This is a genomic window from Streptomyces sp. NPDC000404 (assembly GCF_040300365.1).
Taxonomy (GTDB): domain Bacteria; phylum Actinomycetota; class Actinomycetes; order Streptomycetales; family Streptomycetaceae; genus Streptomyces; species Streptomyces ramulosus.
The window spans coordinates 25,363-49,988 of the sequence record NZ_JBEPDN010000015.1; the positions used below are offsets into that span (position 1 = coordinate 25,363).

Sequence of the window (24,626 nt, forward strand, 5' to 3'; positions counted from 1 at the left end):
CTTCGTGGGGGAGTTCGGGGAGTTCGGGCGCGCGGCCCGCCGGGGGAACGCTCGGGGATCCGCTCACGCCGCACCTCCGGCGGGGGAGCCGGCGCCCGGAGCGGCGGGCGGCGCCGGTTGCGGCGGCCGCGCCAGCTCGGCGCAGATCAGCTCCGCCACCCGCGGCAGCTGGTCGCCCTCCAGGATGTCCCAGTGGCCGCACGCCACCGGCTCGGTCACCAGCCCGCCGCCGGCCCGCCGCTCCCAGAACGCCCGCACCTCCCGCACGGCCGCCGGGTCCTCGTCCTCCTCGGTGGCCTGGACGAAGACCGTCCGGGCGCCGGTCGGCGGCACCTCGTAGCCGGCGGCGGTCATCCGGTTGTGGTTGTAGATCCGGAAGTACCGGTCGATCTGCGCGTCCTCGATGCCCGGGTACATCCCGTTGAACCGCACCAGCTTCGCGCGGAACTCGGCGGCGTCCACCGGGGCGACGGCCGCCCGTACCTCCGGGTCGTCGGTGCCGCGGGTGTCCAGCAGCACCACGCTCACCCGGCGGTGCCCGGCCTGCGCCAGCAGCCGGCCCATCGCATGCGCGACCAGCCCGCCGTACGACAGCCCGCACACCACCAGCGTCTCGTCCGGGCGCACCTCGATCAGCCGCAGATACTCCTCGGCCATCGCCTCCACCGACGGCAGCGGCTCCTCCCCGGCGTTCAGACCGGGCGACTGGACGCCGGTCACGCCGGTCTGCGGCGGCAGCGCGGTGGCCAGCGGCAGATAGCAGAACGCGGTGCCGCCCGCCGGGTGCACGCAGATCACCCGCTGCCCGCCGTCGCCCGGCCGGAACTCGATCAGGTTGCCGCCCGGCTGCCCGGACGCGCCGGAGCGCAGCCGTCCGGCCAGCGCCTCGATCGTCGGATGGCTCAGCAGATCGCGGATGGGCAGCGTCTCGCCGAACTCCTCGCGGACGGCGGAGGCCACCTTGATGGCGGAGACGGAGGTGCCGCCGATGTCGAAGAAGTTGTCGGTGACCGAGATCGACGGGCGCAGCAGCACCTTCTGCCAGATCCCGTGCAGCGCCAGCTCGACGTGGTCGCGCGGCGCCGCGGTGTTCACCTGCGTCGGCGCCGCATGCGCCGCGGCCAGCAGCGCCTTACGGTCCACCTTGCCGCTGCGGTTGAGCGGCAGCGCCGCGAACTCCACGAAGAGCGCCGGGATCATGTGGTCGGGCAGGTGGCGGGCGAGCGCGGTGCGCCACTCGTCGGCGCGGCGCGGTGCGGCGTCGCCCCGGCCGACGGCGGCCACCAGCCGCAGGTCACCCGCGTCGTCCCGGTCGGCGAGGACGGTCGCCTCCCGCACCCCGTCCAGCGCCAGCAGCGCCGTCTCCACCTCGCGCGGTTCGATCCGGAAGCCGCGCAGCTTGATCTGGTCGTCGCCGCGGCCCAGGAACTCCGCGGTGCCGTCGGGCAGCCGCCGCGCCAGGTCGCCGGTGCGGTAGATCCGCTCGCCCGGGACGAACGGATCGGGCCGGAACCGCTCCTCGGTCAGATCCGGCCGCCCGTGGTACCCGGCGGCGAGCGAGGCGCCGCCGAGCCAGATCTCACCCGGCACACCCGGCGGCACCGGCCGCATCCGCGCGTCGAGGAGGTAGAGCCGGGTGTTGCCGATCGGCCGGCCGATCGGGCACGAGCGCTCCAGCGGCCGCGGATCGGTGTACGCGGTGCTGTAGGTGGTGGCCTCGGTCGGCCCGTAGCCGTAGCAGATCCGCAGCCCCGGCAGCGCCTGGACCATCCGGTACAGCGCCTTCTCGGGCAGCGACTCCACCCCGGTCACCAGCTGCCGCAGCGCCAGCCCGGCCAGCCGCTCCCCGGGCGCCTCGTCGATCCACCGGACGTAGGCGGGCGGCAGGAACGCCTGGACGATGCGGTGCTCGCGCATCCAGCCCAGCAACGCATCAGGGTCGGCGCGCAGTTCGTCGGGGACGAGGTGCAGTTCGGCGCCGGTGGCCGGCGGCAGCAGCAGCTCGTGGACCATCGCGTCGAAGCCGATGCCCGACCAGGCGGACACCGGCTCACCGGGCGTCGGCTCGAAGCGGTCCAGCCAGGTGTCGAAGAGGTTCAGCACACTGCGGTGGGTGACCGCCACGCCCTTGGGGCGCCCGGTCGAGCCGGAGGTGTACAGGACGTAGGCGAGGTCCTCCGGCGCCGTCGCCACCACCGGCGCCTGCTCCGGGTCGCCCTCCGCCTCGACGGTGCGCAGGTCCAGATGGCCGTCGGGGGCGTCGGCGCGGTCGGTGAGCACCAGCGCCGGATCGGCGTCCGCGACCATCGCGGCGCGCCGGGCGTCCGGTTGCCCGGGGTCGAGCGGCAGGAACGCGGCGCCCGCCTTGAGGATGCCGAGCAGCCCCACCACCAGCTCCGGCGTCCGCCCGGCGTGCAGGGCGACGACCTGACCGGGCCGCACTCCGCGGGCGGCCAGCGCGGCGGCGAGCCGCGCCGCCCGCCGTGCCAGCGCCCCGTAGGACAGGCGCCGCCCCTCGCACACCACCGCCGTGGCGTCGGGACGGGCCGCGGCCTGCGCCTCGAAGCGGGCGACGACCGAGGCGGGTTCGGCGATGGGCACCGCGCCCTCGCCCCGTGTCGCGTCCCAATCCTCCAGCAGCCACCGGCGCTCCGCCTCGTCCAGCAGCTCCAGCTCGCCGAGGGTCCGCTCGGGCGCGGCCGCCATCTGCGTCAGCACCCGCTCCAGATACCGGGCGTAGCGCTCGGCCGTCGCCCGGTCGAACAGCGCGGTGGCGTAGTCGAGATGGCCGGTGAGGCAGCCGTCCTCCTCGGTCACCATCAGCATCAGGTCGAACTTGGCGGCGATGAGGGGCAGCGGCAGCTTCTCCGCGGTCAGGCCCGGCAGCTCCAGCAGGGTGCGCAGCGGCGGGGTCCAGGAGATCGTCGTCTGGAACAGCGGGGTGTGGGCGCTGCTGCGCGGCGGGTTGACCAGCTCCACCACCCGCTCCAGCGGCAGTTCCTGGTGGGTCAGCGCACCGCGGATCCCGGCGCGGGTGCGGCGCAGTACCTCCGCGACGGTGGGGTCACCGGACAGATCGCTGCGCAGCGCGAGGGTGTTGGCGAAGAAGCCGATGACGTCGTCGGCGTTGCGCCCGCGGCGGTTTCCGCTGGGGATGCCGACAACGATGTCCGTCTGGCCGGACAGCTGCGACAGCAGCACGGCCCAGCCGCTCTGCACGGCGGCGAAGAGCGAGGCGCCCTGCTCCTTGGCCGTACGCCGGAGCGCATCGGTCGTCGCCGCGTCCAGCCCCAGCGTGACCTGGTCGCCGCGGAAGTCCTGTCGGGGCGGACGCGGCCGGTCCGTGGGCACCTCCAGCACCGGCGGCGCCCCGGCCAGCCGCTCCTGCCAGTACGCCTCCTGTGCGACGACCTCCGGGTCGGCCGCCCGCGCCAGCTGATCGGCCGCATGGTCGGCGAACTGCCGCGACACCGGCTCCAGCGGATCGTCCGCGCCGGTCAGGAACGCCGCGTAGAGCGCGTTGAGTTCGTTGATCAGAATGATCTGGGACGCCCCGTCGATCACGATGTGATGGGCGGTCACCATCAGGACGTGGTCCTCCGGCGCCAGCCGGACGAGGGTGCTCCGGGCGAGCGGGCCGGTGCTCAGGTCGAACGGGACGGCGGCGTCCTCCCGGAGCACCGCGGCGAGCCGTTCCTCCGGTATCTCCTCGCCCGACAGATCGATCGTGACCATCGGGAATCCGGCATCCGCGGGCGCCGCTATCTGGTACGTCTCGCCGTCGATCGCCACCATGCGCGAGCGCCAGGTCTCGTGCCGCGCCACGATCGCATCCAGCGCCCTGCGCAGCGCCACCGTGTCGAGCGGTCCCCGCAGGCGGTAGGGGAGCGGCTCGTTGTAGGCGTCCTGGGCCCCCTCCAGCTGACTCAGCACCCACAGACGGCGCTGCGAGGGCGACAGCGGCCGCGGCACCCCCTCTCCCGGCACCGCTGCCACTCCGCGGGAGGGCCGCACCGCATCGGAGGGGCCGCTGTGGGGATGAGCGAAGGTCCGTGTCACCGGGAAACCATCTCTTTCCTCTGTGGGGGAGGCGGTCAAAGGCTCGTACGGCGGGCGCGCCGACGGGGTCGTGTCGAGGGGGACGGCCGATGACGTTCCCGGGGGCGGTGGCTCCGCCGGGTGGCCCGGCGTGCCGGGTGCCGGGCGGCGGTGCCGTTCGCCCGTCCGCCGGGCAGGACCGGCGGGAACGAGCGGCCGTGCTCCGCCCGCCACGGACGTGCTCCGTCGCCGTGGCACCGCTGGTGCGGGGGTCGGTATCGGGCGGAATGAGTCGAAAGCTCGTTCCTGCGACCTCAGTGATGATTGATCAACACGTGAGCGGGTGTCAATGGCAGGCGGTCCACGTCGCTTTGGGTGACGTGAAGCCGACTGTTCGTGAGCCGATTCCGGGCCCACCATGCCCCGGAACAGGCATTTTCGGCCGCGCCGCCGCGATCTCGCCGCCCGCCCGCCACCCGTCGCACGGGCCCGGCGGGCCGCCGCTCAGTCCGTGCGCACCGGCCGCCCCTTACCGGCGAACGCGCCCCCGGGGCCGAACGCCAGCGCCGCGAACCGCTCGCCGATCCGGCGGTGCGAGGCGGCGTCCAGGTGGAGCTGATCGGGCAGCGGCAGCTCGGCGAAGTCCGCCTCGCCGTACAGCTCCCGCCCGTCGAGGAGGAAGAGCCGCGGGTCCCCGGCGGCGCGCCGGTGCACGATGCGGGCCAGCTCCTCGCGGATGACGTTCAGCGTCAGCTTGCCGGCGGCCCGCTCGGCCGGATCGCCCATGGCCTTGAACTGCAGCTGCCCCTCCGAGAGGTTCTCGAAGTCCGGGGCGCTGGGGCCCGGGGTGTCCTCGTGGATCGGGCAGAACACCGGCGAGATCACCAGCAGCGGAGCGGTGGGGTGGCCCTCGCGGAGGGTGTCGAGGAAGCCGTGCACCGCCGGGACGAAGGCGCGCAGCCGCATCAGATCGGCGTTGACGATATTGATGCCGATCTTGATGCTGATCAGGTCCGCCGGGGTGTCCCGCATCGCGCGGGCGGTGAACGGATCGAGCAGTCCGCCGCCGCCCAGACCGAGGTTGACCAGCTCCGCGCCGCCGAGCGAGGCGGCCACCGCCGGCCAGGTGCCGGTGGGGCAGGCGGCGTTCGAGCCGTGGCTGAGCGAACTGCCGTGGTGCAGCCACACCGGGGCGCCGCGCCCGGGCTGCGGCTCCACGGGCGCATCCGCCCGCAACGCCACCAGCTGCGTGATCTCGTTGTACGGCAGCCAGATCTCGATGTCCTTGGTGCCCTCGGGCAGCCCCGCGAAGCGCACCGTGCCGGGCGGCCCCGGCTTCGTCTCGGCCGATCCCGTGGACATGTTCACCAGCAGGACGTTCCCGCCGTGCGTCGACGCCTGCGCGGTGAGCTGCCCGTCGACGACCAGGTCGTAGCGGCCGTCCGGCCGCTCGGGCGCGCCCACGTACGCCGTCTTCGTGCGCAGCGTGTCCAGTTCGATCGTGGTGGCCCGGGTGCGGAACACCAGCCGGACGCCGGAGGGCTGCGACTCCGCCATGGAGATCTGCGGATCGGGGAACTGGGCGCGGGCCCGCGCGGGCAGCCGGTGCGGCAGCAGCCCGTGCGCGGTGCGCTCCACGTCGAGCGCGCCGCGCAGCAGCGACTCGGTGAGCGGAACGGTGAGCAGGTCCGTCGTACCGTCCGGACCTGCGGTGTCGTTGTGCTGAGAGGTCATGGCGCCAGCCTGTCAATCGGTTGCCGGATACGCACACGAATTCGCGCGCGGGACGCGGAGCGGACGGATGGGGCCGGGCCGCGGCCGTCCGACGGGGAGCACGGGGTGCGGTTTGCGCCGGGGAAACGCAGTCAATAGCGTCGCGGTATGTCCTCTCCCGCCCCGCGCAAGCGCACCCGCAAGCCCCCCGCCGCCCGGCGGGCCGAGATCGTCGCGGCGTCCGCCGCCGTGGCGCTCGCCGACGGCCTGGAGTGCATCACGCTGCGCCGGATCGCCGACGACCTGGGCGTCCGCCCCGGGCTGATCGGCCACTACTTCCCGTCGGTCGAGGAGCTGGTGGCCGAGGCGTTCGGCAGCGCCGCCCGGGCCGAACTGGACACTCTGCTGCCCGCCGACCGCACCGGCACCACCCCCACCGAGGCCCTCGGCCGGTTCTTCGCCCGCGCCACCGGCCCCGCGTACGACGGCGTCAGCCGCCTGTGGATCAACGCCCGCCACCTCAGCCGCTACCACCCGGCCTTGCGCGCCCGCGTCGGCGACCAGGAGGCCGCCTGGCGCGAACGGCTGGAGTCGGTGATCCGCGAGGGCGTCGCGCAGGGGGAGTTCCGCACCGACGACCCGTACGTGACGATGATCCAGATCCTGGTCGTCATCGACGGTCTCGGCGCCCACGCCAACACCGGCACCGGCGACCGCCCCGAGGCCGTGACCCGGATGGCCCAGGCCACCGCCGAACACGGACTCGGCCTCGCCCCGGGCACCTTGGACCCCCGGCCCTGACGGCCGCGTCCGGCCGGGCAGGGAGGCCCCGGCCGCACGCGTACGCCGCGGGACGGCGGCCGCTCCACCGTCAGAAGTCGTACGGCTTCTTGGCGTTCCAGTTCAGGACGTCGGCCTCGTTGTAGGTGAACGTGGGCTTCTCGCCCTTGACGTTGACGGAGTAGGCGGGCTTCTCGTGGCCGTTGCTGTCGCGCAGCGCGACGGAGAGGCCGGAGCCGGTCTTGTTGTCCTTGCCGTAGTCGAAGATGTTGACGGCGCTGTAGACCTTGCCGCCGGGCCGCAGCATGATCGGCTGCCCGCCGCCCTCCGCCTTCTTCGACAGCGGCAGCGTGGCGCCCTCGCCGTCGATCTTCACGGACGGGTACGAGGTGACCGTGCACGGCTTGGAGCCCTCGTTCGACGCGGTGAGCAGCAGGTGGTCGCCCTGCTGGTCGGCGAACCGGTGCTCCGCGGTGACCAGCAGCTCGTCGCCGACGCACTGCCCGACGCCCGCCGAGCCGCCGCCGTGGTCCGCGCCGGCACCCGCACCGCCCGCGGTCGAGGCCGAATCCGTCTGCCCCTTGCCGCTGTTGGCCTGCGCCGTACCGCCCTTGGCGTCCTGACCGGACGCGGGCCGGCTCTGTCCGGCGGCGTCACTCTTCGCGCCGTCGTCCGCGCCGCCGCAGGCCGTCAGGCTCAGGGCGAGGGCGGCGGTGGCGGCGGCCAGCACGGTGGCACGGATACGGGAGGTGCGCATGATCGGGTCCCCTGCGTTCGAGTGCGGGACTCTCCGAGTCGTTCCCGCGTCGTGTGCACCACTCTTCCCGCGGTGACTGACGTTCCACCAACGCCTCACCAACGTGCCACTGACGGCCTGCGAGCGAACGGGTGACGCCCTTGGCGCAACGGCGTCCTCGCAGGTCAGGAACGGGATTGCTGCCGCGCCAGGGCCCGGTCGTGCCGCGCCTTGAGCGTGTCCAGCTCCGCGCCGGTGACCACCCGCAGCAAAGCGCCCAGCGCCCGCACCGCCCCGTCGTCGAACCCGCACGCCTCCGCCGCGTCCGCCGCCTCCCGCAGCCGGGCGGTGCCCGCCGCCTCGTCACCCATCCCCAGCAACGCCTCACCGGCCGCGGCGATCAGCAGGATCCGCCCGGCCGCCGACGCGTCCACCACCTCGTCCAGCGCCTGCGCCGCCGCCACCGTGGTGAGCGCCGACTCCCAGGCGCCGCAGTCCAGTTGATGGCGCGTCAGGTGATAGAGCGCCAGGCGTTCGGTGTACGGATCGCCGGCGTCGTGCGCCAGCCGCGCCGCATCGGCGCACTCCTCCGCCGCCTCCTGCGGACTGCCCAGCGCCGCCTGCGCCAGCGACAGATTGACCAGCGCCGTCGCCTGCGCGCTGCGGTCCCCGGCCCGCGCCGCCAGCACCGGCGCCGCCTCCAGATGGGCCAGCGCCTCCGGCACCCGGCCCTCCTCCGTCAGCACCCACCCCAACAGCGCCAGGATCCGCGACTGCGCCCGCAGATCACCGTCGGCCCGCGCCGCCTCCAACGCCGTGCCCAGCAGCGGACTCCAGCCCTCCCGCACCCGCCACACGATCAGCGGCCACAGGCCCAGCACGAGCCGCCAGGTCCGGCTGTGCAGCCCCGCCGCGTCCGCCGCTGCCGCCGCCAGCGTCAGCCCCTCGCGCTCCGACTCGTACCACGCCATCGCCTCCTGACGGGCGGCGAACCGGCGGATCTCGCGGGGCGCGCGCACGTCCGCGGGCAGCGGGAAGCACGACTCGTCGCCCGGCTCCGCCGCGTCCGCGGCGGCCAGCGCGGTGACCACGGTGTGATCGAGCGCCCGCAGCAGCGCGTCCGGATCCGCCTCCAGCCCCCGCGCGTACAGCCGGACCAGATCGTGCAGCGTCCAGCGGTCCGGCGCGGCACGCGTCACCAGATGCGCCGCGGCGAGCCGCTCCAGGGCGGCCTCGGCGGTGGCCGGGTCGGTGCCCGCCACGGCCGCCGCCGCGTACCGGTCGACATGGGTGCCGGGATGGCGGCCCAGATGCGCGAAGTGGTGCGCGGCGTCCGCCGGCAGCCGCCGCACCGTCAGCCGCAACGCCGCCCGCACACCGGTGTCCTCCACGTCCAGCAGCGCCAACCGCCGGGACTCGTCGGAGAGTTCACCGCTCAGCGCGGACAGCGACCACTCCGGCTGATCGGTCAGCCGGGCCGCGGTCACCCGCAGCGCGAGCGGCAGCCCGCCGCACAGCTCGGCCAGCCGCCGCGCCGCCCCCGCCTCCGCGCGCACCCGCTCCTCGCCGAGCACCGCGGCGAGCAGCGCCGCACTGTCCGCGGGCCCCAGCACGTCCACCGGCACCGGACGGGCCGCGTCGGAGGCGATCAGCCCGGGCAGCCGATGGCGGCTGGTGACCACCGTGACGCACCGCGCACCGCCCGGCAGCAGCTCCTGCACCGGCGCGGAGCCGGGCGCGTTGTCCAGGACGACCAGCAGCCGGCGGTCGGCCGCCAGCGACCGGAACAGCGCCGACGCGCCGCGCGCCGACTCCGGAATCCGCCGCGGCGCCACCCCCAGCGCCAGCAGGAACTCCCGCACCACCTCCGCCGGTTCCACCTCGGGGGTGTCGCTGAAGCCCCGCAGATCCGCGTAGAGCAGACCGCCGGGGAACCGCTCGCGGTTGCGGTGCGCCCAGCGCACCACCAGCGCGGTCTTGCCCACCCCGGCCGGCCCGGTGACCAGACAGACCGGCGCCTCCCCGGCGGTGGCGCGATCCAGCGCCGCCAGCTCCTCGGCCCGGCCGTGGAAACCGCGCGGCACCCGGGGGAGCAGATCGGCGCTCTCCAACGGCGCGGCCGCGGGCACCTCCGGCGCCGCACCCCGCGGCTCCGCCGCCGCGGGCGCCGCCGGAGCCTGCTGCTCCGCCGCCGGATCGCCGTCACCGCGCAGCGCCACCGCGTACGCCTCCGCCAGCTCCCGCCCCGGATCGACGCCCAGCTCCTCGGCGAGCAGCCGCCGGGTGCGGTGGAACCAGTCCAGCGCGTCCGAACGGCGCCCGGCCCGCTGCAGCGCCAGGATCAGCGCCGCCGACAGCGACTCCCGCAGCGGCTGGGCGGCCGCCTCCGCCCGCAGCAGCGCCGCCGCCCGCGGAAACTCGCCGACCTGCCCGTACGCCCCCGCCAGCAGCTCCACGGCGGTCAGCCGCAGCTCCTCCAGGGCGTGCGCGGCGGCCTGGAGCGGGGCGCTGCGGTACGCACCGGTGAGCGCCGGGCCCTGCCACAGCGCCAGCGCCTCCTGGTACATCGCCACCGCGTCGCCCGCCGACCGCTGACCGCGCGCCAGCGCCACCAACTCCTCGAAGCGGTACGCGTCCAGCAGGCTCTCCGGCATCCGCAGCACATACGCGGCGCCCTGCGTGACCAGCTCCACGCCGTACATCCCGGCCCCGGCCCCGGCCAGCAGCGACCGCAGCCGTGAGACATGGCCCTGGATGACGCTCCGCGCCCGCGGCGGCGGCTCCGAGTCCCACAACGCATCCGTCAACGCCTCCACCGGCACCGGATGGTTGGGCCGCAACAGCAAAGCGGCCAGCAGACTGCGCCGCTTCGCGGGACCGAGCGGCAGATCGCCGACCTCGGTGACGACGGAAACCGCTCCGAGCAGCCGGAACTCCACTGACGCATCTCCTCCTGGGGGAAGCCGCCAGATTACCGGAGCACGGCGGAACGCTCCCCGGTCACGGCCGGTGCGAGCGCTCCGCGCGCCCCCGGCGAAAGCCGGTGGCGGCCGGACGCCCCGGACACCACGACGGCGACCGGACGTACGGACGGAACGGGGGCGGCGGATGCCGGCAGCGAACGGGTTCGGTTACGAGGAGCGGGGCGACGGGGCGGTGCTGGTGCACCACCACGGGCGCCGCGCGGCGGTGCTGCGCGGCGCCCGTGCGGCGCGGTTCCTGCGGGAGGTGGCGTCCGGCGACGCCCAGCTGGTGATGGCCCGCTGGACGGGCAACTACCGCCGCGGCACCGAACGCACCGCCCGCCGCCATCCGCGCAACGCCCGCTGAGGCCCGGGCCGGGCGGCGCACCCGCCGCCCGGCCCCTCAGAACACCCGGAGCGCCATCAGCGCACCGGAGTTGAGGACGAACAGCCGGTTCGCGGCGCCCGCGGCGGTGCGGCCCGAGCCCTCCTTGAGCGGATAGGTCTGCCCCTGACTCGACGCGACATCGGCGCCGCGCGGCCAGCCGCTGATCCCGGTGTCGCGGCTCTCCACCACCCAGACGCTGCCCGCCTGCACCACCGGCGGCTGCCACGGCGGCGTCACCCCGGCCACCATCGTCACCATGCCCGCCTGCTCCCCGTCGGTACGCAGCGACCGCAGCGCGTCGCCGTCGAGCGCATACACCACCCCGGAGGCCACGGTCGGCGGGCCGAAGCCGTACACGCCGCGCCGGATCGGCTGCATGGTGGGCACGGACCAGCGCACCGCGCCGTCGCCCGCGCCGACCGCCGCCAGCGTGTGGCCGCCCAGATACACCGTGCCGTTGTCGATCGCCGGCCGCAGCGCGCCCGCGGCCTGCCCCTTGCGCACCCACGCCTTCGCACCGTCCGCGGTGCGCACCGCGGCCACATCGCCGGCGGACGTGCAGATGACCAGCACCCCGGCGCCCAGCGCCGCCGCCGGCCGCCCGCCGGTCAGCGGCAGCGGCGGACGGCGCGTCCACCGCACCTTCGCGTCCTTCGTCGCCACACACCGCACCTCGCCCCCGGACGTCAGCACGTACACATGGGCGGCGTCCGCGGCCAGCAGGGTGTTCACCCCGGCGTCGGCGGTCCAGCGGGGCTCACCGGTCGAGGCGACGTAGGTGCGCAGCACGCCGTCGCTGTCGGCGGTGGCCACCAGCCGGTCGGCGATCGACAGATAACCCGCGTCGCCGCGGACGTCACCGGCGCGCCAGCGCTCCTTGCCGTCCGTGACCCGCCGCGCGGCGACGCCACCGCCCGCCGCAGCGAACACCACCACGTCCCGCACCGGCAGCGGCGCCGGCGACCCGCCGTCGGCCACCCCCTCCACCGGCCCCCACAGCGCCTGTGGCGTCCCGGCGCCGGTGCCCAGCTCCGCGGGGCGCACCGTGGCCGCCGACGGAATGTCGAACGGGTCGGTGAAGGCCGCGGGCCGGCCGTCCGACAGCCACCACACCGCGCCGCCCGCCCCCGCCGCGACCAGCGCACCGCCGCCCGCCAGCGTCAGCAGCAGCCGCCGCCGCGACGGCCGCGCGGCGGGCACCACGGTCGCCTCGGTGCCGGGACCCGCGGCGCCCGGCACCACCGTCGGCGGCGCCTGCCCGGTCAGCCGCTTCGCCGCCGCCTCCCGCTCGCGGATGTCACCGGCGTACGGCCCCGACCTCCACAGCCGGGCGCCCCGTTGCGGCGCCCGGGCCGCCTCGGCGACCTGCGCGGGCAGCGGCCGCGCCGCCGGGTCCTTCGCGAAACACGGCTCGACCAGATACCGCAGCGCCTGCGGCACCGGCGTCAGATCCGGCGCGCCGTGGACCACCTCGTACAGGATCGCGGTGATCTCCGCGCCGGTGTACGCCGGGCGGCCGCTCGCCGCGAAGACCAGCACCGCGCCGAGCGAGAAGACGTCCGCGGCGGGACCGACGCGCTGCCCCAGCACCTGCTCCGGCGCGCCGTACCCCGGCGTGACCGGGATCTGCCCCGTCCGGGTCAGCGTCAGCCCGTGCTCGGGGCGGGCGATGCCGAAGTCGATGACGCGCGGGCCGCGCGAGGTCAGGACGACGTTCGACGGCTTGAGGTCGCGGTGGACCAGACCCGTCGCATGGATCTCCCCGAGCGTCGCCGCCAGCGCCCGGGCCAGCTCCCGCACCAGCGCCTCGTCGAGCGGACCGTGCCGCTGCACCGCGTCGTCCAGCGTCGGCCCGGCCAGGAACTCCGAGGCGATCCACGGCCGCCCCGACTCCAGCTCCGCGCCCAGCACCCGCGCGATGCCGTCGCCGGTCACCGCCCGCGCGGTCTGCGCCTCCCGGACGAACCGGTCGACCAGATGCCGGTCGTGCGCCAGCTCGGGCAGCAGCACCTTGACGGCCGCCGGCCGCCCCTCCGCGTCCCGCCCGAGGTACACCTTGCCCATCCCGCCCTCACCGAGCACCCCGACGATGCGGTACGGGCCGAGCCGGAGCGGATCTCCGGCGCCGAGTGTTCTCAACGTCAGTCCTTCCTGGACGAGGTGGGGCTCAGGCGAGCGGCAGCGCGAAGGTGGCCTGCTGCTCGCGGAGGTAGAGCTTGCCGCGCTCGCGGTCGGCGGTCACCACCGTCGCGTCGGTCGGGAAGGTCCACACCGCGGTGCGGCTGCGGATGTCCACCGCGCGCAGTCCCTTGTCGTCGAGGCCGTAGACGTACTTCCGGCCCACGACCGGCGGCACGTCGCGGTTGAGGCGACGGCCCTTGAGGCCCTTCTCCGCCCAGTTGAGGGTGCCGGTCAGCGCGTCCAGCGCCACCAGACCGCGGTCGCCCTCGGTGCAGTACAACACCCCGTCGTGCAGGGCCGGCGCCCCGTAGACGCGGGTCTGGCCCGCACTCTGGCCGGCGTTGCGGTCGTGGCCGAAGAGCCAGCCGCTCTCGCCGTCCGCCAGCTTCCGGGCGCTGACCGCCTCGTCGGTGAGGTAGCTGTACCGGTCGTCGACGACCAGCTCGGACGGCGGCTCGCCGGAGTACGGCGAGGAGAGCGTCCACCCCACCTTGCCGCTCGCGAGGGAGTACGTCGTCACGTTGACGAAGTGGATCCCGGCGTCGGACCGGGACACCACCAGCCGGTCACCGGTGACCACCCCGCGCAGCATCGGCGGCAGATACCCGTCGGCCGCCGGGTCCACGTGGGTACGCCACTTGACCCGGCCGGTGCGCAGATCGACGGCGAGGACGTACCAGCGGTCGGGGGAGACCGCCCGGGCCGCCAGGTAGGCCGTCTTCCTCACCACGCACAGCAGCTGGTTGCGGTTCTCGCCGCCGCGGTACTCCGCCAGCTCCACCAGCGGCTTGCCCGGTTGGCCGTCGGCCGGGTCGAGGAGGCAGACCGCCAGCTTCCTGCCGTCCTCGTCGTCGCGCAGCGCGTAGATGTCCCTGCCGTCGCACGCCCACCGCCAGACGTCGGCGACGTTCGCCTGCCAGGTGCCCTTCCCGCTCTCCGGGTTGACGCCGCACAGCACGATGCCCGCGGGCATCGCCAGCCCGTGCGGGGTCGAGACCACGTCGCCGAAGCGGTCCGGGGTGCGCGAGGCGAACGTCCACAGCCGCGTCGGCGGCTTCACCGGCTTCGGCGGCGGAGCGTCCCCGCCCCCGGGAGCGCCGCCCCGGCCCAGCCACGCCCACAGCCCGCCCGCCACACCGGCGCCCGCGACGACCCCGCCGGCGGTCATCGCCAGCATGCGGCGGCGCGACGGACCGGCCGGCCCGCCCGGCAGCGTCACCGGGCCCGGCGGCGCGTCCGGGGGCGGCGGCACCTGACGCGACGGCTGCCGCCACACGTCGTCGCCGCGCTGCGCGATCATCCGCAGCACCCCGTCCGGCAACACGTCCGCGAAGACCTGCGGGATGCCGTCCGGCGCCAGCGCCGCGGCCAGCTCCTCGGTCGTCGGCCGCTGCGCCGGATTCTTCGCCAGCGCCCGGCCGAGCACCGGCACCAGCTCCGGCGGCACCCCGCCGAGGTCCGCCTCGGTGTAGCGGACGCGGTAGAGCAGATCGGTGGGCTGCCCGGTGCCGAACGGGCCGTGGCCGGACGCGGCGAACACCAGCAGCCCGCCCAGCGCGAACACATCGCCCGCGGTGGCGTGTTCGAGGCCGGCCGCCTGCTCCGGCGACATGAACGCCGGCGTCCCCACCGCGGCACCCGCCTGCGTCAGCGGCGCCTCGCCGACCGCATGCGCCACCCCGAAGTCGATGATCTTCGGCCCGTCCGCCGTGACCAGGATGTTCGACGGCTTGAGGTCACGGTGCACCACCTCGGAGCGGTGCAGCTGCGCAAGGCCCTGGGCCAGCGCCGCGCCCAGCGTCCGCACGGCCCGCTCCGGCAGCGGACCGGCGGCCGCCACCGCGTCGTCCAGCGGCGGCCCGAGCACGTACTCCGTCGCCAGCCACGGCCGCGGCGCGTCCGGATCGGCGCCGTGGACCTGCGCACCGTGGCGGCCACCGATGACCCGCGCCGCGTCCGCCTCCAGCCGGAAGCGGTGGCGCAGCGTCGTGTCGGAGCTCAGCCGCTGGTGCAGCACCTTGAGCGCGACGGTGCGCCCGCCCGCCGTCCGCGCCAGATAGACGGTGCCCATCCCGCCGCCGCCCAGCCGGGACAGCAGCAGATACGGGCCGACGGTGTGCGGATCGTCGTGGAGAAGAGCGGTCTGCATGGGTCAGCGCACCTCGGGAAGGTCGGCGGCGAGCACCGCGGCCGCCTGCAGGGACAGGGCCGCGACCACCCGGCCGGGCAGCGACACCGGCTCGGTGCCCGCGTGCTGAGTGCCCCAGGCCGCGCCCGGCGCCAACTGCGCCAGGACCTGTGCCGGTCCGGGCCGCGCGGCGGGATCCCGCGACAGACAGGCGGTGATCGGCGCCCGCAGCCCGGCCGGGAGCTCCGCCCGCTCCGGCACGGTGTGGCCGGTCGCCGCGTACGCCAGGACGGCGCCCAGCGCGTACACATCGGCGGACGCCGCGACCGGCCCGCCCGCGACGGTTTCGGGCGCGAGGCAGCCCGCGTCGATGCCCGGCAGCCCGGTCCGCGGCGCGCCCTCCGGCGCCGCCGCGCGCACCGCGCCGAAGCACGACGCCAGCGGACCGTACGCGGTGAGCAACACCGCGGCGGGACACAGCCCGCCGTGCACCACGCCCAGCACATGCGCCGACGCCAGCGATTCGGCGAGCGCCGCGCCGAGCGCCCGCACCGCCTCCTCGGGCAGCGGGCCGCCGCAGGCGTCCAGCGCCTCCGGCAGCGGCAGCACCGGCCGGTAGGGCGAGGCGAGCCAGGGGAACGCGGCGCTGCCGCCGACCTGCGCCACCGGCCACAGACCGGGCTGCGCCAGCTTCGCCGCCCACTGCGCCTCGGCCGCCCAGCGCCCCGGATCGGCGCCCGGCAGGGGCAGGCTGACCAGCACCGTCCGCGAACCGTCGGCGCTGCGCGCCAGATAGCGCCGTTCGGGAACGCCCTGCCGCGCGGCCGGATCGAGCCGCGCCAGCGTCAGAAACTCCCCGATCCGCGGCGGATCGTCCTGCCGCAGCCCTTCCATACCGTCTCCCCGTTCGTCAAGCACCGGCACGCGAGCCTACCCGGCGGTCGGTGGCCCCGGCGGCCGGGGTGATCCGGCCGGAACCGGCCCGACCAGGGGCGCACCGCCACCCGCGCACCGGCGCCGGAGCCGCCCCGCGCCGGACGGGCCCGCATCGGCCGCCGCGCGGCCCGTATCCGGCGCCAACACACCTGTTTCCCAAGGAACTTGACGAGCACGGGGCGGCGTCCTTGAGTGAGGGCGCACACGGGGGCCGCCGCCCGGCGCCCTCCCGGCGACCCGACCACCAGGAGTACGGATGGCACCGACCCCGGCACATCCCTTTGGCGCGGCACCGGCGTCCGCGCGGCGTACGACGGCGCGGCGCGCGGCCGCCGCCCTCGCCGCCGCGGGGCTGCTCGCCGCCGTCGCGGCGCCCACGCCCGCCACCGCGGCGGACGGCGGGATCTGCAACAGGTTCTGCGACGCCCGCGACCCCGCGAACGCCCTCAAGGACCGCGCGCCGGTCAGCGCGACGCTCCACGGCCGGACGATAGCCCTGCACGTCGACGACGGCAGCGCCATGGCCTTCGGCACCGTCGACAACGTTGTCGCGGGCGACCGGCTCTGGGTGGACCGCTCCTTCGACGGCGGCCGCACCTGGGACGGCGGCAGCCGCCTCGGCGACACCGCGGCACCCGGCGGCGTCGGCGGCTGGCGCACCCGGATGTACAACGTCGACGACTGGAACACCGGCCGGATCGGCGCCCTGCGCGCCTGTGCGCAGGTCACCGGGGACGACGCCATCGCCTGCACCGGCTGGGCCCGCTCCGACTGGAACGGCGCCGACCGCCGCCAGGCCGCCGCCACCGCGCTGATGATGGACTACGACCGCACCACCGGTCTCTTCGGCGGCAACGGCTGGTGGACCTCGGCCAACGCGCTGACCGCCCTCATCGACACCATCCGCCGCACCGGCGTCACGAGCTACGCCTACGCGGTGAACGAGACGTACGACAGGAACAAGGACCGCACCGACGGCGGCAACCAGGGGCAGTTCCGCAACGAGTACCTCGACGACACCGGCTGGTGGGGGCTGGCCTGGATCAAGGCGTACGACCTGACCGGCGACGCCCGCTACCTGGACACCGCCCGCGCCGACGCCGACCACATGGCCGGCTACTGGACCGACGCGTGCGGTGGCGGCGTCCAGTGGAAGACCGACACGGCGTACAAGAACGCCGTCACCAACGAGCTGTACCTCGCGCTCAACGCCGCGCTGCACAACCGGACCGACGGCGACACCCGCTATCTCGACCGGGCGAGGACTGGCTGGAAATGGCTGCGCGACAGCGGCATGATCAACGGAGATCACCTGGTCAACGACGGTCTGGACGGTTCCTGCCGGAACAACGGCCAGCCGGCCTGGACCTACAACCAGGGCGTGGTCCTCGGCGGTCTCGCGGAGCTGCACAAGGCCACCGGCGATGCCGAACTCCTGCGCGCCGCCCGCGAACTGGCCGACGCCTCCACCGGATCGAGCGCCCTCAACCCGGGCGGGATCCTGCGCGAGCCGAACGAGTCCGACGGCTGCACCGGCGACGGCCCCAGCTTCAAGGGCGCGTACGTCCGCGGTCTCGGCGCCCTCAACCGGGAGCTGGACGGCCACCCGTACGACGCCTACCTCGCACAGCAGGCGGACACCGCCTACGCCAAGGACCGCAACGCGCTCGACCAGTACGGACCGCACTGGAACGGCGACCGCGGCGACGGGCCCGGCCACGGCTGCCAGCACTCCGCGCTGGACCTGCTGAACGCCGCACCGTAACCGCGGAGTTCCGGCCCGGCGGGCGCCGCCGCACCGCTCCTTCCCGTGGCGGGTGAGGGGAGTGGTGCGGTACCGCCCGCTTCGCCCGCGCGGTACGAAACGGGCAGGTCGCACGGGGTGCGCACGGGTTTTCCGGGGCGCCCGTCCGTCTGACAGGATCATGTCGGAGGCCCGTTCCCGAGACCCGCCGTGAGGCGCCGGGACGACCCCGCATACCGGGGCGGGCCGCCGCGATCCTTGCCGTGAGATGACGGGACACAGATGAACTTCGGGACCTTCCCGCCCCTGGGAGTCGTCGGGCCGAAGACGCGGTGCGCGGTGGCGGAATACCGCGCCGCGGGGCCGCCGCGACCGGCCGACGGGCACCCGGCGGCGAGACCGGGCCGGGCACGCACCGCCGCCGGGGAGGGCCCCCGATGACCGGCGCCTACCTCCTGCCGCTGAACACCGCGGCGATGCTCTTCCCCGCGCTGGCCCTGCTGCTCTCGGTGCCGGTGGCGATCGTCCTCTACCGGCGCCACGGCATCATGACCCGCTGGCGCACCCTCTCCGTCGTCGCCTTCGGCTACTTCGCCGTCTCGGCGCTCTGCCTCGTGGTGGTGCCGCTGCCGAGCAGCGCGGTGGACGTCTGCCGGGAGTTCCCGACCTTCAAACATCCCCAGTGGACGCCGGGGATGTTCGTCGCCGACATGTGGAAGGAGGCCCACCACCAGGTCTCCTTCGGCGCGCTGATCCTGCACAACTCGGCGTTCTGGCAGACGGTCTTCAACCTCCTCCTGCTGCTGCCGCTCGGCGTCTTCGTACGGCTGCACCTGCGGCGCGGTCTGCTCGCCGCCACCCTCGCCGGCTTCGGCGCCTCGCTCTTCTTCGAGCTGACGCAGTTCACCGGGTTGTGGGGGATCTACCCCTGCCCCTACCGGCTCTTCGCGGTGGACGACCTGCTGGCCAACACCGCCGGCGCGTCGCTGGGGTGGGCGGTCGTCGCGCCGCTGGCCCGCTTCCTGCCGGAGCTGGACACCCTGGACGACCGGGCGATGGCCGCCGGCAACACGATCCCGCTCGGCCGCCGTCTGGTCGCGCTGCTGCTGGACGTGACGGGTCTCCTGATCGTGGGACCGCTGGTGAGCCTCGCGGTGTCCGTCCTGCGCGGCACCGATGCGGGGCTGCTGACATCGGTGATCGTGACGGTGCTGTGGTTCGTGGCGGTGCCGTGGCTGACGGGCGGCTTCACGCCGGGCAAGCGGGTGCTGCTGCTCCGGCTGACGGCCCGCGACGGCTCCCGGCCCCAGCTGGGCCCGCTGACCCTGCGCGCCCTCGCCCTCGCCGCGCCGCCACTGCTCCTGGTGCTGGTCATGGCCGCGCTGTCGCTGCGGGTGATCGGCGGCGACTGGAGCGGCGGCCGGCTGGCGATGCTGGCCCTCGCGGCGATGGCCGGCTGCGGCGTGCTGGTCTGCCTCGTGCTGTACCTCTGGGCCGCCCGCTCGGCCCGCCGCCACCCCGAGGGGCTCGGCTACCACGAGATCTTCTCCGGCGTCGTCAACACGTCGCTGCCGCACGGCCGCGCGCGCAAGCGGCAGCGCGCGGGGGCGGCGGCCACTGCGGACGCCGGGGCGGCTCCGGAACCGGAGGCTGCCGCAGCCGACGGGGCCGAGACGGAAAAGACGCGTGCGGAAGCCCCCGGTGCGGACGCTTCTGATGAGCGGTCGGCCGGCCCGGAAGCCCCTGAGAAGCCGGCCGGTCCGGCAGCTCCCGGCACGGATTCCGGCGCGCAGGCTCCCGGTCCGGACGGGCCCGGGGCGGAGGAATCCGGCTCGGGCGCCTCCGGGAAGGCTCCCGCCGGAGCGTGACCGACGGGTGTGCGGCGACCGGACGACCGGCCGCCGCACACCCGGAACGCTCAGGCGGCCCGCTCAGCCCCCGCGCCGCGCCTGCCGTGCCGCTGCCGCCCGACGGCTCGTCGCGAGATGACGGGCCGTCAATTCCGCGACCCGGTCCGCATCGCGGTCGACGAGGGCGTCGTAGAGCGCCTCGTGCTCCTCGGCGACGGCCACCAGATCGTCGTGCTGCCCCAGCAGCCACCGCATCCGGCTGCGCAGGGTGCGTTCCAGTTCGTTGAGGAGTTCGTTGTCGGCGAGCGAGATCACCGTCTCGTGGAAGTCGGCCGCCGCCCGCCGGGCCCGTACCGCGTCGCCCGCGCGGGCGGCCGTCAGCTCGGCGTCGAGGTCGGCGCGGAGCCGGGTCAGTCCGGCGCGGGTGCGGCGCTGGGCGGCGAGGCGGAACGCCATCGTCTCCAGCGTCGAGCGCACCTCCTCCAGATCGGCGAGGTCCGACGGGGTGAACTCCCGCACCACGGCCCAGCTCCGCGGCCGCGGTGTCACCAACCCCTCGGTGACCAGCGCCTTCAGGGCGTCCCGGATCGGCAGCCGGCTCACGCCCAGCTCCGCGGCCAGTTCCCGCTCGACCAGTTTGCTGCCGGGCGCGCGGACGCCGTCGATGATGTCGTCGCGCAACTGCCGGGTGACCCGCTCCGATTCGGGCTCGAACTTCTCAGACCCTGTCATGGCCCCGATTCTCTCATCGGCGGCGCCCCGTCCGGCCCGCGCTCAGGGCGCGGGGTAGCCGCGATCGCGGACGACCTGGCTGATCACGCGGGTGAAGGCGCGGGCGGCGGCGCTGCGGTAGGCGCTCTCCCGCCGCAGCAGCGCCGCCACCCGGGTGGGCAGCGGCGGATCGAGCGGCACCGGCGCCAGATGCGGATGGTCGTCGGTGATCGCGTCGGGCAACACGGTCGCCAGCAGCGGGGTGCGCCGGACGATCTCGGTGAGCGCCTGGATGGTGTTGGCCTCCACCGCGATCGGCGGGTCGATGCGGTGGTGGGCGAAGTAGGCGTCGATATGGCGGCGCGTCGCGAAGTCCGGGCTGAGCAGCGCGAGCGGCTGCCCGCCGAGCCGGTCCACCGGCATCGGCCGCGGATCACCGGCCCCGGGCCGGTGCGCGGTGGCGACCAGCCCGAGGGTCTCGGCGAACAGCGCGGTGGCGGCGATGCCCGGCAGATGCGGGCCCTCGAAGGCGATGCCGAGGTCGATCTCGTCGGCGAGCAGCTGCGCCTCGATGCGGTCCTGCGGCTGCTCGTGCACCTCCAGCGTCAGCCCGGGGTGCGCGTCGTGCACCGCCGCCACCAGCGGTCCGAGGAGATACGCGGTGAACGTCGGCGTCATGGCCAGCCGCAGCTGGCCCCGGGTCAGATCCGCCACGTCCACGACCGCGCGGTCGGCGGCGGCCAGCTCCCGCAGCGCCCGCCGTGCGTAGTGCACGTAGGCGCTGCCCGCGTCGGTCAGCCGCACGGTGCGTCCGCTGCGGTCGAGGAGCTGGGCGCCCACCGACCGCTCCAACTGCTTGATCTGCTGCGACAGCGTCGGCTGGGAGACGGTCAGCGCCTCGGCGGCGCGGGTGAAGTTGCCGTGCTCGGCGACCGCGATCAGATAGCGCAGATGACGGAGTTCCGGACCCATATACGGACTATAGGCAGCGGCCCGCCGACCGCCCGCACCGGCCCGCGGCCCGCCGCCTCATGCGGACGGCAGGGGGAACCGCGGGTACGCGGCGTGGGGCGCGGGCCCGACGACCCGCCCGCCGTGCAGCACCAGCAGCCGCTCGGGGTGGGCGGCGACCGCCTCGGGGACCCCGCCGGCGGCGATCGCCACGAGGTCGGCGCGGTCGCCGGGGGCGAGCCCGTAGCCGGTCAGGCCGAGCGCCGCGGCGGCCTCGCCGGTGATCAGCGAGGCGGCGGCGTGCAGCTCCTCGTCGGTCATCAGACCGCCCTGGAGGCCGATGACCGTGGCGCGCTCCAGCATGTCGGCGGTGCCGTAGGGCCACCACGAGTCGCGGATGTTGTCGGACCCGGCGAAGACCCGCACGCCGTGCTCGCGCAGCCGCAGCACCGGCGGCATGGTGTCGCGCGGGCCGTTCGTCATGATCGAGACCCCGGCGGCGGCCAACGCGGCGGCGGTGGTGTCCAGTTCGGGCCCCTGCACCTGGCCGAGGGCATAGGCGTGGCTGACGGTGACCTTGCCGCCGAGCCCGAGGGCGGCGGTGCGCTCGGCGACCGCCCGCAGCTGCGCGGTGCCCGTCGTACCGCCGTCGTGCAGATGGATGTCGATGCCCGCGCCGTGCCGTTCGGCGAGCCCGAAGACGATGTCGAGCTGGCCGTCGACGTCGCCGTCGAACCCGGCGGGGTCCAGCCCGCCGATCAGGTCGGCGCCCTCGGCGAGCGCGGCGTCGAGCAGATCGGCGACGCCCGGCGAGCTGACCACCCCGCTCTGCGGGAAGGCGACGAGCTGGAGGGAGAGCCGGTCGCGGAACGCCTCGCGGACGCCGAGGAGCGCGTGCAGACCGTCCAGCCGGACGTCCGGGTCGACGTCGACGTGCGAGCGGACGTGGCCGGTGCCGAGGGAGATCATCCGCTCGGCGAGCGCGGTGGCGCGGTCGGCCACCGGCACGCCGATGGCGGCGCGCAGCTCCCGCTCGTTCGCGATCTGTTCCTGCAGGGTGGCGGTCGCCCGGTGCGGCTGCCAGGCGGCGCCGAGCAGCGTCTTGTCCAGGTGGGCATGGCCGTCGACGAGGGCGGGCAGCAGCAGCGCCCCGCCGAGGTCGACCGCCGCACCGTCGGGGACGGCGTCCGCGCGGTGCCCGGTGACGGCGGCGATCCGGCCGTCGCGCAGGGCGACGTCGGCGCGGCGGCCGTCGGGCAGGGTCACGTTCCGCAGCGCGGCGGGCGCGGACGGGATCGGCGGGGCGCCGACGGGGTGCGACACGGTGGTCCTCCAGCTGTTCGCGGCTTTCCGTCGCACGCCACCGGCGGCCGAGGGCGGCACCGGAAGAGCGCCGGCGGGCGACGGGCAGAGCCACGCTAACTGGTATACCGAATACCGGGCAACGGGCCCGGGGCCGCGATCTCCGCGGCTTCTCCCGCCCGCCCGCGGTCTGCGATGATCGAGGCGCCAGGGGCCCACCCGCCGCCCCTGTCCGCCCGCACCTGGAGCTGACGCCATGACCACCCGCCGCCCGGACCGCCACACCCCGATAGGCGACACCCACCGGTCCCTGCGCGACCGGGTCCACGAGGAGCTGCGCGAGCGGATCATCGAGGGGGAGTACCCGGCGGGACGGCGCCTGGTGGAGCGCGAGCTGGCCGAGGAGCTGGGCGTCTCCCGGATCCCGCTGCGTGAGGCGATGCAGCGGCTGGAATCGGAAGGGTTCCTGCTGGTGCAGGCGCGGCGCGGGGCCGTCGTCGCGGACTTCGGCACCGAGGACGCCGAGCACCTCTTCGACGTCCGCGAGAAGCTGGAGGGGCTGGCCGCCGGACTCGCCGCCCGCCGTGCGACGCCGACGCAACTCCGCGCCATGGAACGGCTGCTGACCCGCAGCCGCAAGGCGTCCGAGGCGGGCCGGCTGCGCGAGGCCGTCACCCACAACGCCGACTTCCACCAACTCGTCGTCGACGCCTCCGGCAACCCGCTGCTCCGCGATCTGATGGCCCCCCTCGACTCCCGGCTGCGCCGCCTGTTCCGCCTCACCTCCGAGCTGAACGACGGCGACCCGATGTGCGGGGAGCACGAGCGGCTCTACGAGGCGATCCGCGCGGGCGACGAGCGCCAGGCCGAGGAACGGGCCCGCGCACACGTCGCCGGCACCCGCACCGCCACCCTGCGCTGCCTCGCCGAGCGCACGGCGGAGGGCTCCGACACGGCCTGAGGGAGCGCCCTGCCGGGGCAGCCCGGCACGATGCCGACGGCTGAGGATCGTGGCCCTGTTCCTGCGGAAAACCGCAGGACAACCGGGTGGCCGACCGCATGGTGGCGGCCATGCCCGCCTCCTGGCGTCAACGGCGGTCGCCCAGGTTCGACGCCGAGGACTACAAGGCTCGGCACGCGGTCGAGTGCGGGATCAATCGCCTCAAGAGGCACCGCGCCGTGGCGACGCGCCACGACAAGCTCGCAGTCCGCCGCGAGGCGACCGTCCTCGTCGCGGCTGTCAACGAGTGGCTGTGACCAGCACATTCGATGCACGCCTAGCGCGCTACAGCTGCCGACGACTTCGTCAGGCGATGACCGCTCGCACCAGGTGGCCGGAGCCCGTCGAGTCCGTGATGGTCCTGCCGAGGTAGCCGCCCAGAACGTCCGCGGCGCGATGGTCTTCGACCGTGGTGAAGCCGCAGGCGGTCAGTTCCGCGCGCAGCTCGTCCGCCGTGAACGACGACAGCCACGGCTCGCCCGCCGCCGCGGCCCGCTTGGCCCGCTCGTCCAGGGCCGCAGCCGACGCGGGAGCCGCCGGGTGCAGGTAGTCCATGACCAGGGCCGACCCGCTGCCCTGCGCGGCGACGTAGCGCCAGGTCGCGTGGAGCGAGGGGCGGGTCAGGTACATCGCGACGCCGAGCATGACGAACACCGTGGGGCGGGCCCTGCCGAAGCCCGCGGCGGCCAGGCCCTCGGCAAGGGTGCCGGTTTCGAAGTCGACCGGGACAAACGTCAGCGTCGACGGCACCGCGATCCCCGCCTCGGCCAGGCGACGCCGCTTCCACTGCTGCGTGTCGGGGTGATCGACCTCGAAGAACCGCACGTCAGGGTGGGTGTTACGGAGGGCGGACGTGTCAAGGCCCGCCCCGAGCACCACCACCTGCCGGCACCCCGACGCGACCGCATCGGCCACCGTGTCGTCCGCGAAACGACTGCGCGCGGCGATCCACAGCCTCCGCCGACGCACCAGATCCGCGTCCAGCCCCCGGTCGAACTCGCCCTCGCCCAGCGCGGCTTCACCCACGAGAGGGATGGCGAACGGATCGGTGAACACCCGTGGCTCGTCGGCGCGTTGATGCTGCGCCCTGGCCCGCGCGACGGCCATCGCGGTTCTGCTCGGCTTTCCGATCTCCATGGTCGCCAGCCTAGGGCTGACGGCAGGACTGTCGATACACGCCCCGGGAGGCATCAGCAATTGGTCGG

The 24,626-nt window shown here is 75.1% G+C and carries 16 protein-coding genes and 1 pseudogene; 6 read left to right on the forward strand and 11 right to left on the reverse strand.

Features of this window, described 5'->3' with window-relative positions; all coding sequences use genetic code 11:
• Positions 1-63 precede the first annotated feature (63 nt).
• The gene (locus tag ABT345_RS26765) at positions 64-3,972 is read right to left on the reverse strand and encodes a non-ribosomal peptide synthetase (protein ID WP_345087363.1); all 3,909 of its coding nucleotides are present in this window, start codon (positions 3,970-3,972) and stop codon (positions 64-66) included.
• A gap of 570 nt (positions 3,973-4,542) precedes the next feature.
• Positions 4,543-5,772, reverse strand: coding sequence for an SGNH/GDSL hydrolase family protein (locus ABT345_RS26770; protein ID WP_345087362.1), 1,230 nt, complete (start codon positions 5,770-5,772; stop codon positions 4,543-4,545).
• A 147-nt stretch (positions 5,773-5,919) separates the two neighbouring features.
• Between ABT345_RS26770 and ABT345_RS26775 the strand changes: the two genes are divergently transcribed.
• Entirely contained in the window at positions 5,920-6,552 is a 633-nt protein-coding gene (locus ABT345_RS26775; protein WP_345087360.1) for a TetR/AcrR family transcriptional regulator, read from the forward strand.
• A gap of 70 nt (positions 6,553-6,622) precedes the next feature.
• Here the strand turns inward: ABT345_RS26775 and ABT345_RS26780 are convergent, their stop codons facing one another.
• Both ABT345_RS26780 and ABT345_RS26785 read right to left on the reverse strand, forming a co-directional pair.
• The gene (locus ABT345_RS26780; protein ID WP_345087358.1) at positions 6,623-7,288 is read right to left on the reverse strand and encodes a DUF4232 domain-containing protein; all 666 of its coding nucleotides are present in this window, start codon (positions 7,286-7,288) and stop codon (positions 6,623-6,625) included.
• Positions 7,289-7,452: 164 nt separating this feature from the next.
• A complete protein-coding gene (locus ABT345_RS26785; RefSeq protein WP_345087356.1) occupies positions 7,453-10,206 on the reverse strand; it encodes an AfsR/SARP family transcriptional regulator in 2,754 nt (917 codons plus the stop codon).
• A gap of 169 nt (positions 10,207-10,375) precedes the next feature.
• Here ABT345_RS26785 and ABT345_RS26790 point away from each other — a divergent pair, with 169 nt between their 5' ends.
• Positions 10,376-10,597, forward strand: a complete 222-nt coding sequence (locus ABT345_RS26790) for a hypothetical protein (protein ID WP_345087354.1) — start codon at positions 10,376-10,378, stop codon at positions 10,595-10,597.
• Between the two features lie 36 nt (positions 10,598-10,633).
• Here the strand turns inward: ABT345_RS26790 and ABT345_RS26795 are convergent, their stop codons facing one another.
• Genes ABT345_RS26795 through ABT345_RS26805 form a run of 3 tightly spaced genes read right to left on the reverse strand, consistent with a single transcriptional unit; the run spans position 10,634 to position 15,821 of the window.
• Positions 10,634-12,757, reverse strand: a complete 2,124-nt coding sequence (locus ABT345_RS26795) for a serine/threonine-protein kinase (RefSeq protein ID WP_345087352.1) — start codon at positions 12,755-12,757, stop codon at positions 10,634-10,636.
• A gap of 28 nt (positions 12,758-12,785) precedes the next feature.
• Positions 12,786-14,948, reverse strand: a complete 2,163-nt coding sequence (locus ABT345_RS26800) for a serine/threonine-protein kinase (protein WP_345087350.1) — start codon at positions 14,946-14,948, stop codon at positions 12,786-12,788.
• Positions 14,949-14,951: 3 nt separating this feature from the next.
• The gene (locus ABT345_RS26805) at positions 14,952-15,821 is read right to left on the reverse strand and encodes a protein kinase family protein (RefSeq protein WP_345087348.1); all 870 of its coding nucleotides are present in this window, start codon (positions 15,819-15,821) and stop codon (positions 14,952-14,954) included.
• A 298-nt stretch (positions 15,822-16,119) separates the two neighbouring features.
• On the opposite strand from ABT345_RS26805, the gene ABT345_RS26810 reads away from it, so the two are divergent.
• Entirely contained in the window at positions 16,120-17,628 is a 1,509-nt protein-coding gene (locus ABT345_RS26810) for a glycoside hydrolase family 76 protein (RefSeq protein WP_345087346.1), read from the forward strand.
• Between the two features lie 416 nt (positions 17,629-18,044).
• Positions 18,045-19,475: a VanZ family protein gene (locus ABT345_RS26815; RefSeq protein WP_345087344.1), complete on the forward strand. Its 1,431-nt coding sequence runs from the start codon at positions 18,045-18,047 to the stop codon at positions 19,473-19,475.
• A gap of 63 nt (positions 19,476-19,538) precedes the next feature.
• On the opposite strand, the gene ABT345_RS26820 is transcribed toward ABT345_RS26815, so the two are convergent.
• Genes ABT345_RS26820 through ABT345_RS26830 form a run of 3 tightly spaced genes read right to left on the reverse strand, consistent with a single transcriptional unit; the run spans position 19,539 to position 22,442 of the window.
• Positions 19,539-20,189 carry a GntR family transcriptional regulator gene (locus ABT345_RS26820; RefSeq protein WP_345087342.1) on the reverse strand — a complete coding sequence of 217 codons (651 nt, stop codon included), beginning with the start codon at positions 20,187-20,189 and terminating at the stop codon, positions 19,539-19,541.
• A gap of 42 nt (positions 20,190-20,231) precedes the next feature.
• The gene (gene cynR / locus ABT345_RS26825) at positions 20,232-21,140 is read right to left on the reverse strand and encodes a transcriptional regulator CynR (RefSeq protein WP_345087340.1); all 909 of its coding nucleotides are present in this window, start codon (positions 21,138-21,140) and stop codon (positions 20,232-20,234) included.
• Positions 21,141-21,197: 57 nt separating this feature from the next.
• Positions 21,198-22,442 carry an amidohydrolase family protein gene (locus ABT345_RS26830; protein ID WP_345087338.1) on the reverse strand — a complete coding sequence of 415 codons (1,245 nt, stop codon included), beginning with the start codon at positions 22,440-22,442 and terminating at the stop codon, positions 21,198-21,200.
• 235 nt (positions 22,443-22,677) lie between these two features.
• Here ABT345_RS26830 and ABT345_RS26835 point away from each other — a divergent pair, with 235 nt between their 5' ends.
• Complete coding sequence (locus tag ABT345_RS26835) at positions 22,678-23,382, forward strand: GntR family transcriptional regulator (protein WP_345087336.1); 705 nt, start codon at positions 22,678-22,680, stop codon at positions 23,380-23,382.
• 131 nt (positions 23,383-23,513) lie between these two features.
• A pseudogene (locus ABT345_RS26840) lies at positions 23,514-23,678 on the forward strand (IS5 family transposase); the annotation flags it as partial.
• Between the two features lie 49 nt (positions 23,679-23,727).
• On the opposite strand, the gene ABT345_RS26845 reads toward ABT345_RS26840, so the two are convergent.
• Positions 23,728-24,558 (reverse strand): class I SAM-dependent methyltransferase, encoded by an 831-nt coding sequence (locus ABT345_RS26845; RefSeq protein WP_345087334.1) that lies wholly within the window; start codon positions 24,556-24,558, stop codon positions 23,728-23,730.
• Positions 24,559-24,626: the final 68 nt, after the last annotated feature.

Coding starts and splice junctions, on each gene's coding strand:
- ABT345_RS26770 (WP_345087362.1), bottom strand. CDS start 5,772: ATGACCTCTCAGCACAACGACACCGCAGGTCCGGACGGTACGACGGAC.
- ABT345_RS26775 (WP_345087360.1), top strand. CDS start 5,920: ATGTCCTCTCCCGCCCCGCGCAAGCGCACCCGCAAGCCCCCCGCCGCC.
- ABT345_RS26780 (WP_345087358.1), bottom strand. CDS start 7,288: ATGCGCACCTCCCGTATCCGTGCCACCGTGCTGGCCGCCGCCACCGCC.
- ABT345_RS26790 (WP_345087354.1), top strand. CDS start 10,376: ATGCCGGCAGCGAACGGGTTCGGTTACGAGGAGCGGGGCGACGGGGCG.
- ABT345_RS26800 (WP_345087350.1), bottom strand. CDS start 14,948: ATGCAGACCGCTCTTCTCCACGACGATCCGCACACCGTCGGCCCGTAT.
- ABT345_RS26805 (WP_345087348.1), bottom strand. CDS start 15,821: ATGGAAGGGCTGCGGCAGGACGATCCGCCGCGGATCGGGGAGTTTCTG.
- ABT345_RS26810 (WP_345087346.1), top strand. CDS start 16,120: ATGGCACCGACCCCGGCACATCCCTTTGGCGCGGCACCGGCGTCCGCG.
- ABT345_RS26815 (WP_345087344.1), top strand. CDS start 18,045: ATGACCGGCGCCTACCTCCTGCCGCTGAACACCGCGGCGATGCTCTTC.
- ABT345_RS26820 (WP_345087342.1), bottom strand. CDS start 20,189: ATGACAGGGTCTGAGAAGTTCGAGCCCGAATCGGAGCGGGTCACCCGG.
- cynR (WP_345087340.1), bottom strand. CDS start 21,140: ATGGGTCCGGAACTCCGTCATCTGCGCTATCTGATCGCGGTCGCCGAG.
- ABT345_RS26835 (WP_345087336.1), top strand. CDS start 22,678: ATGACCACCCGCCGCCCGGACCGCCACACCCCGATAGGCGACACCCAC.
- ABT345_RS26845 (WP_345087334.1), bottom strand. CDS start 24,558: ATGGAGATCGGAAAGCCGAGCAGAACCGCGATGGCCGTCGCGCGGGCC.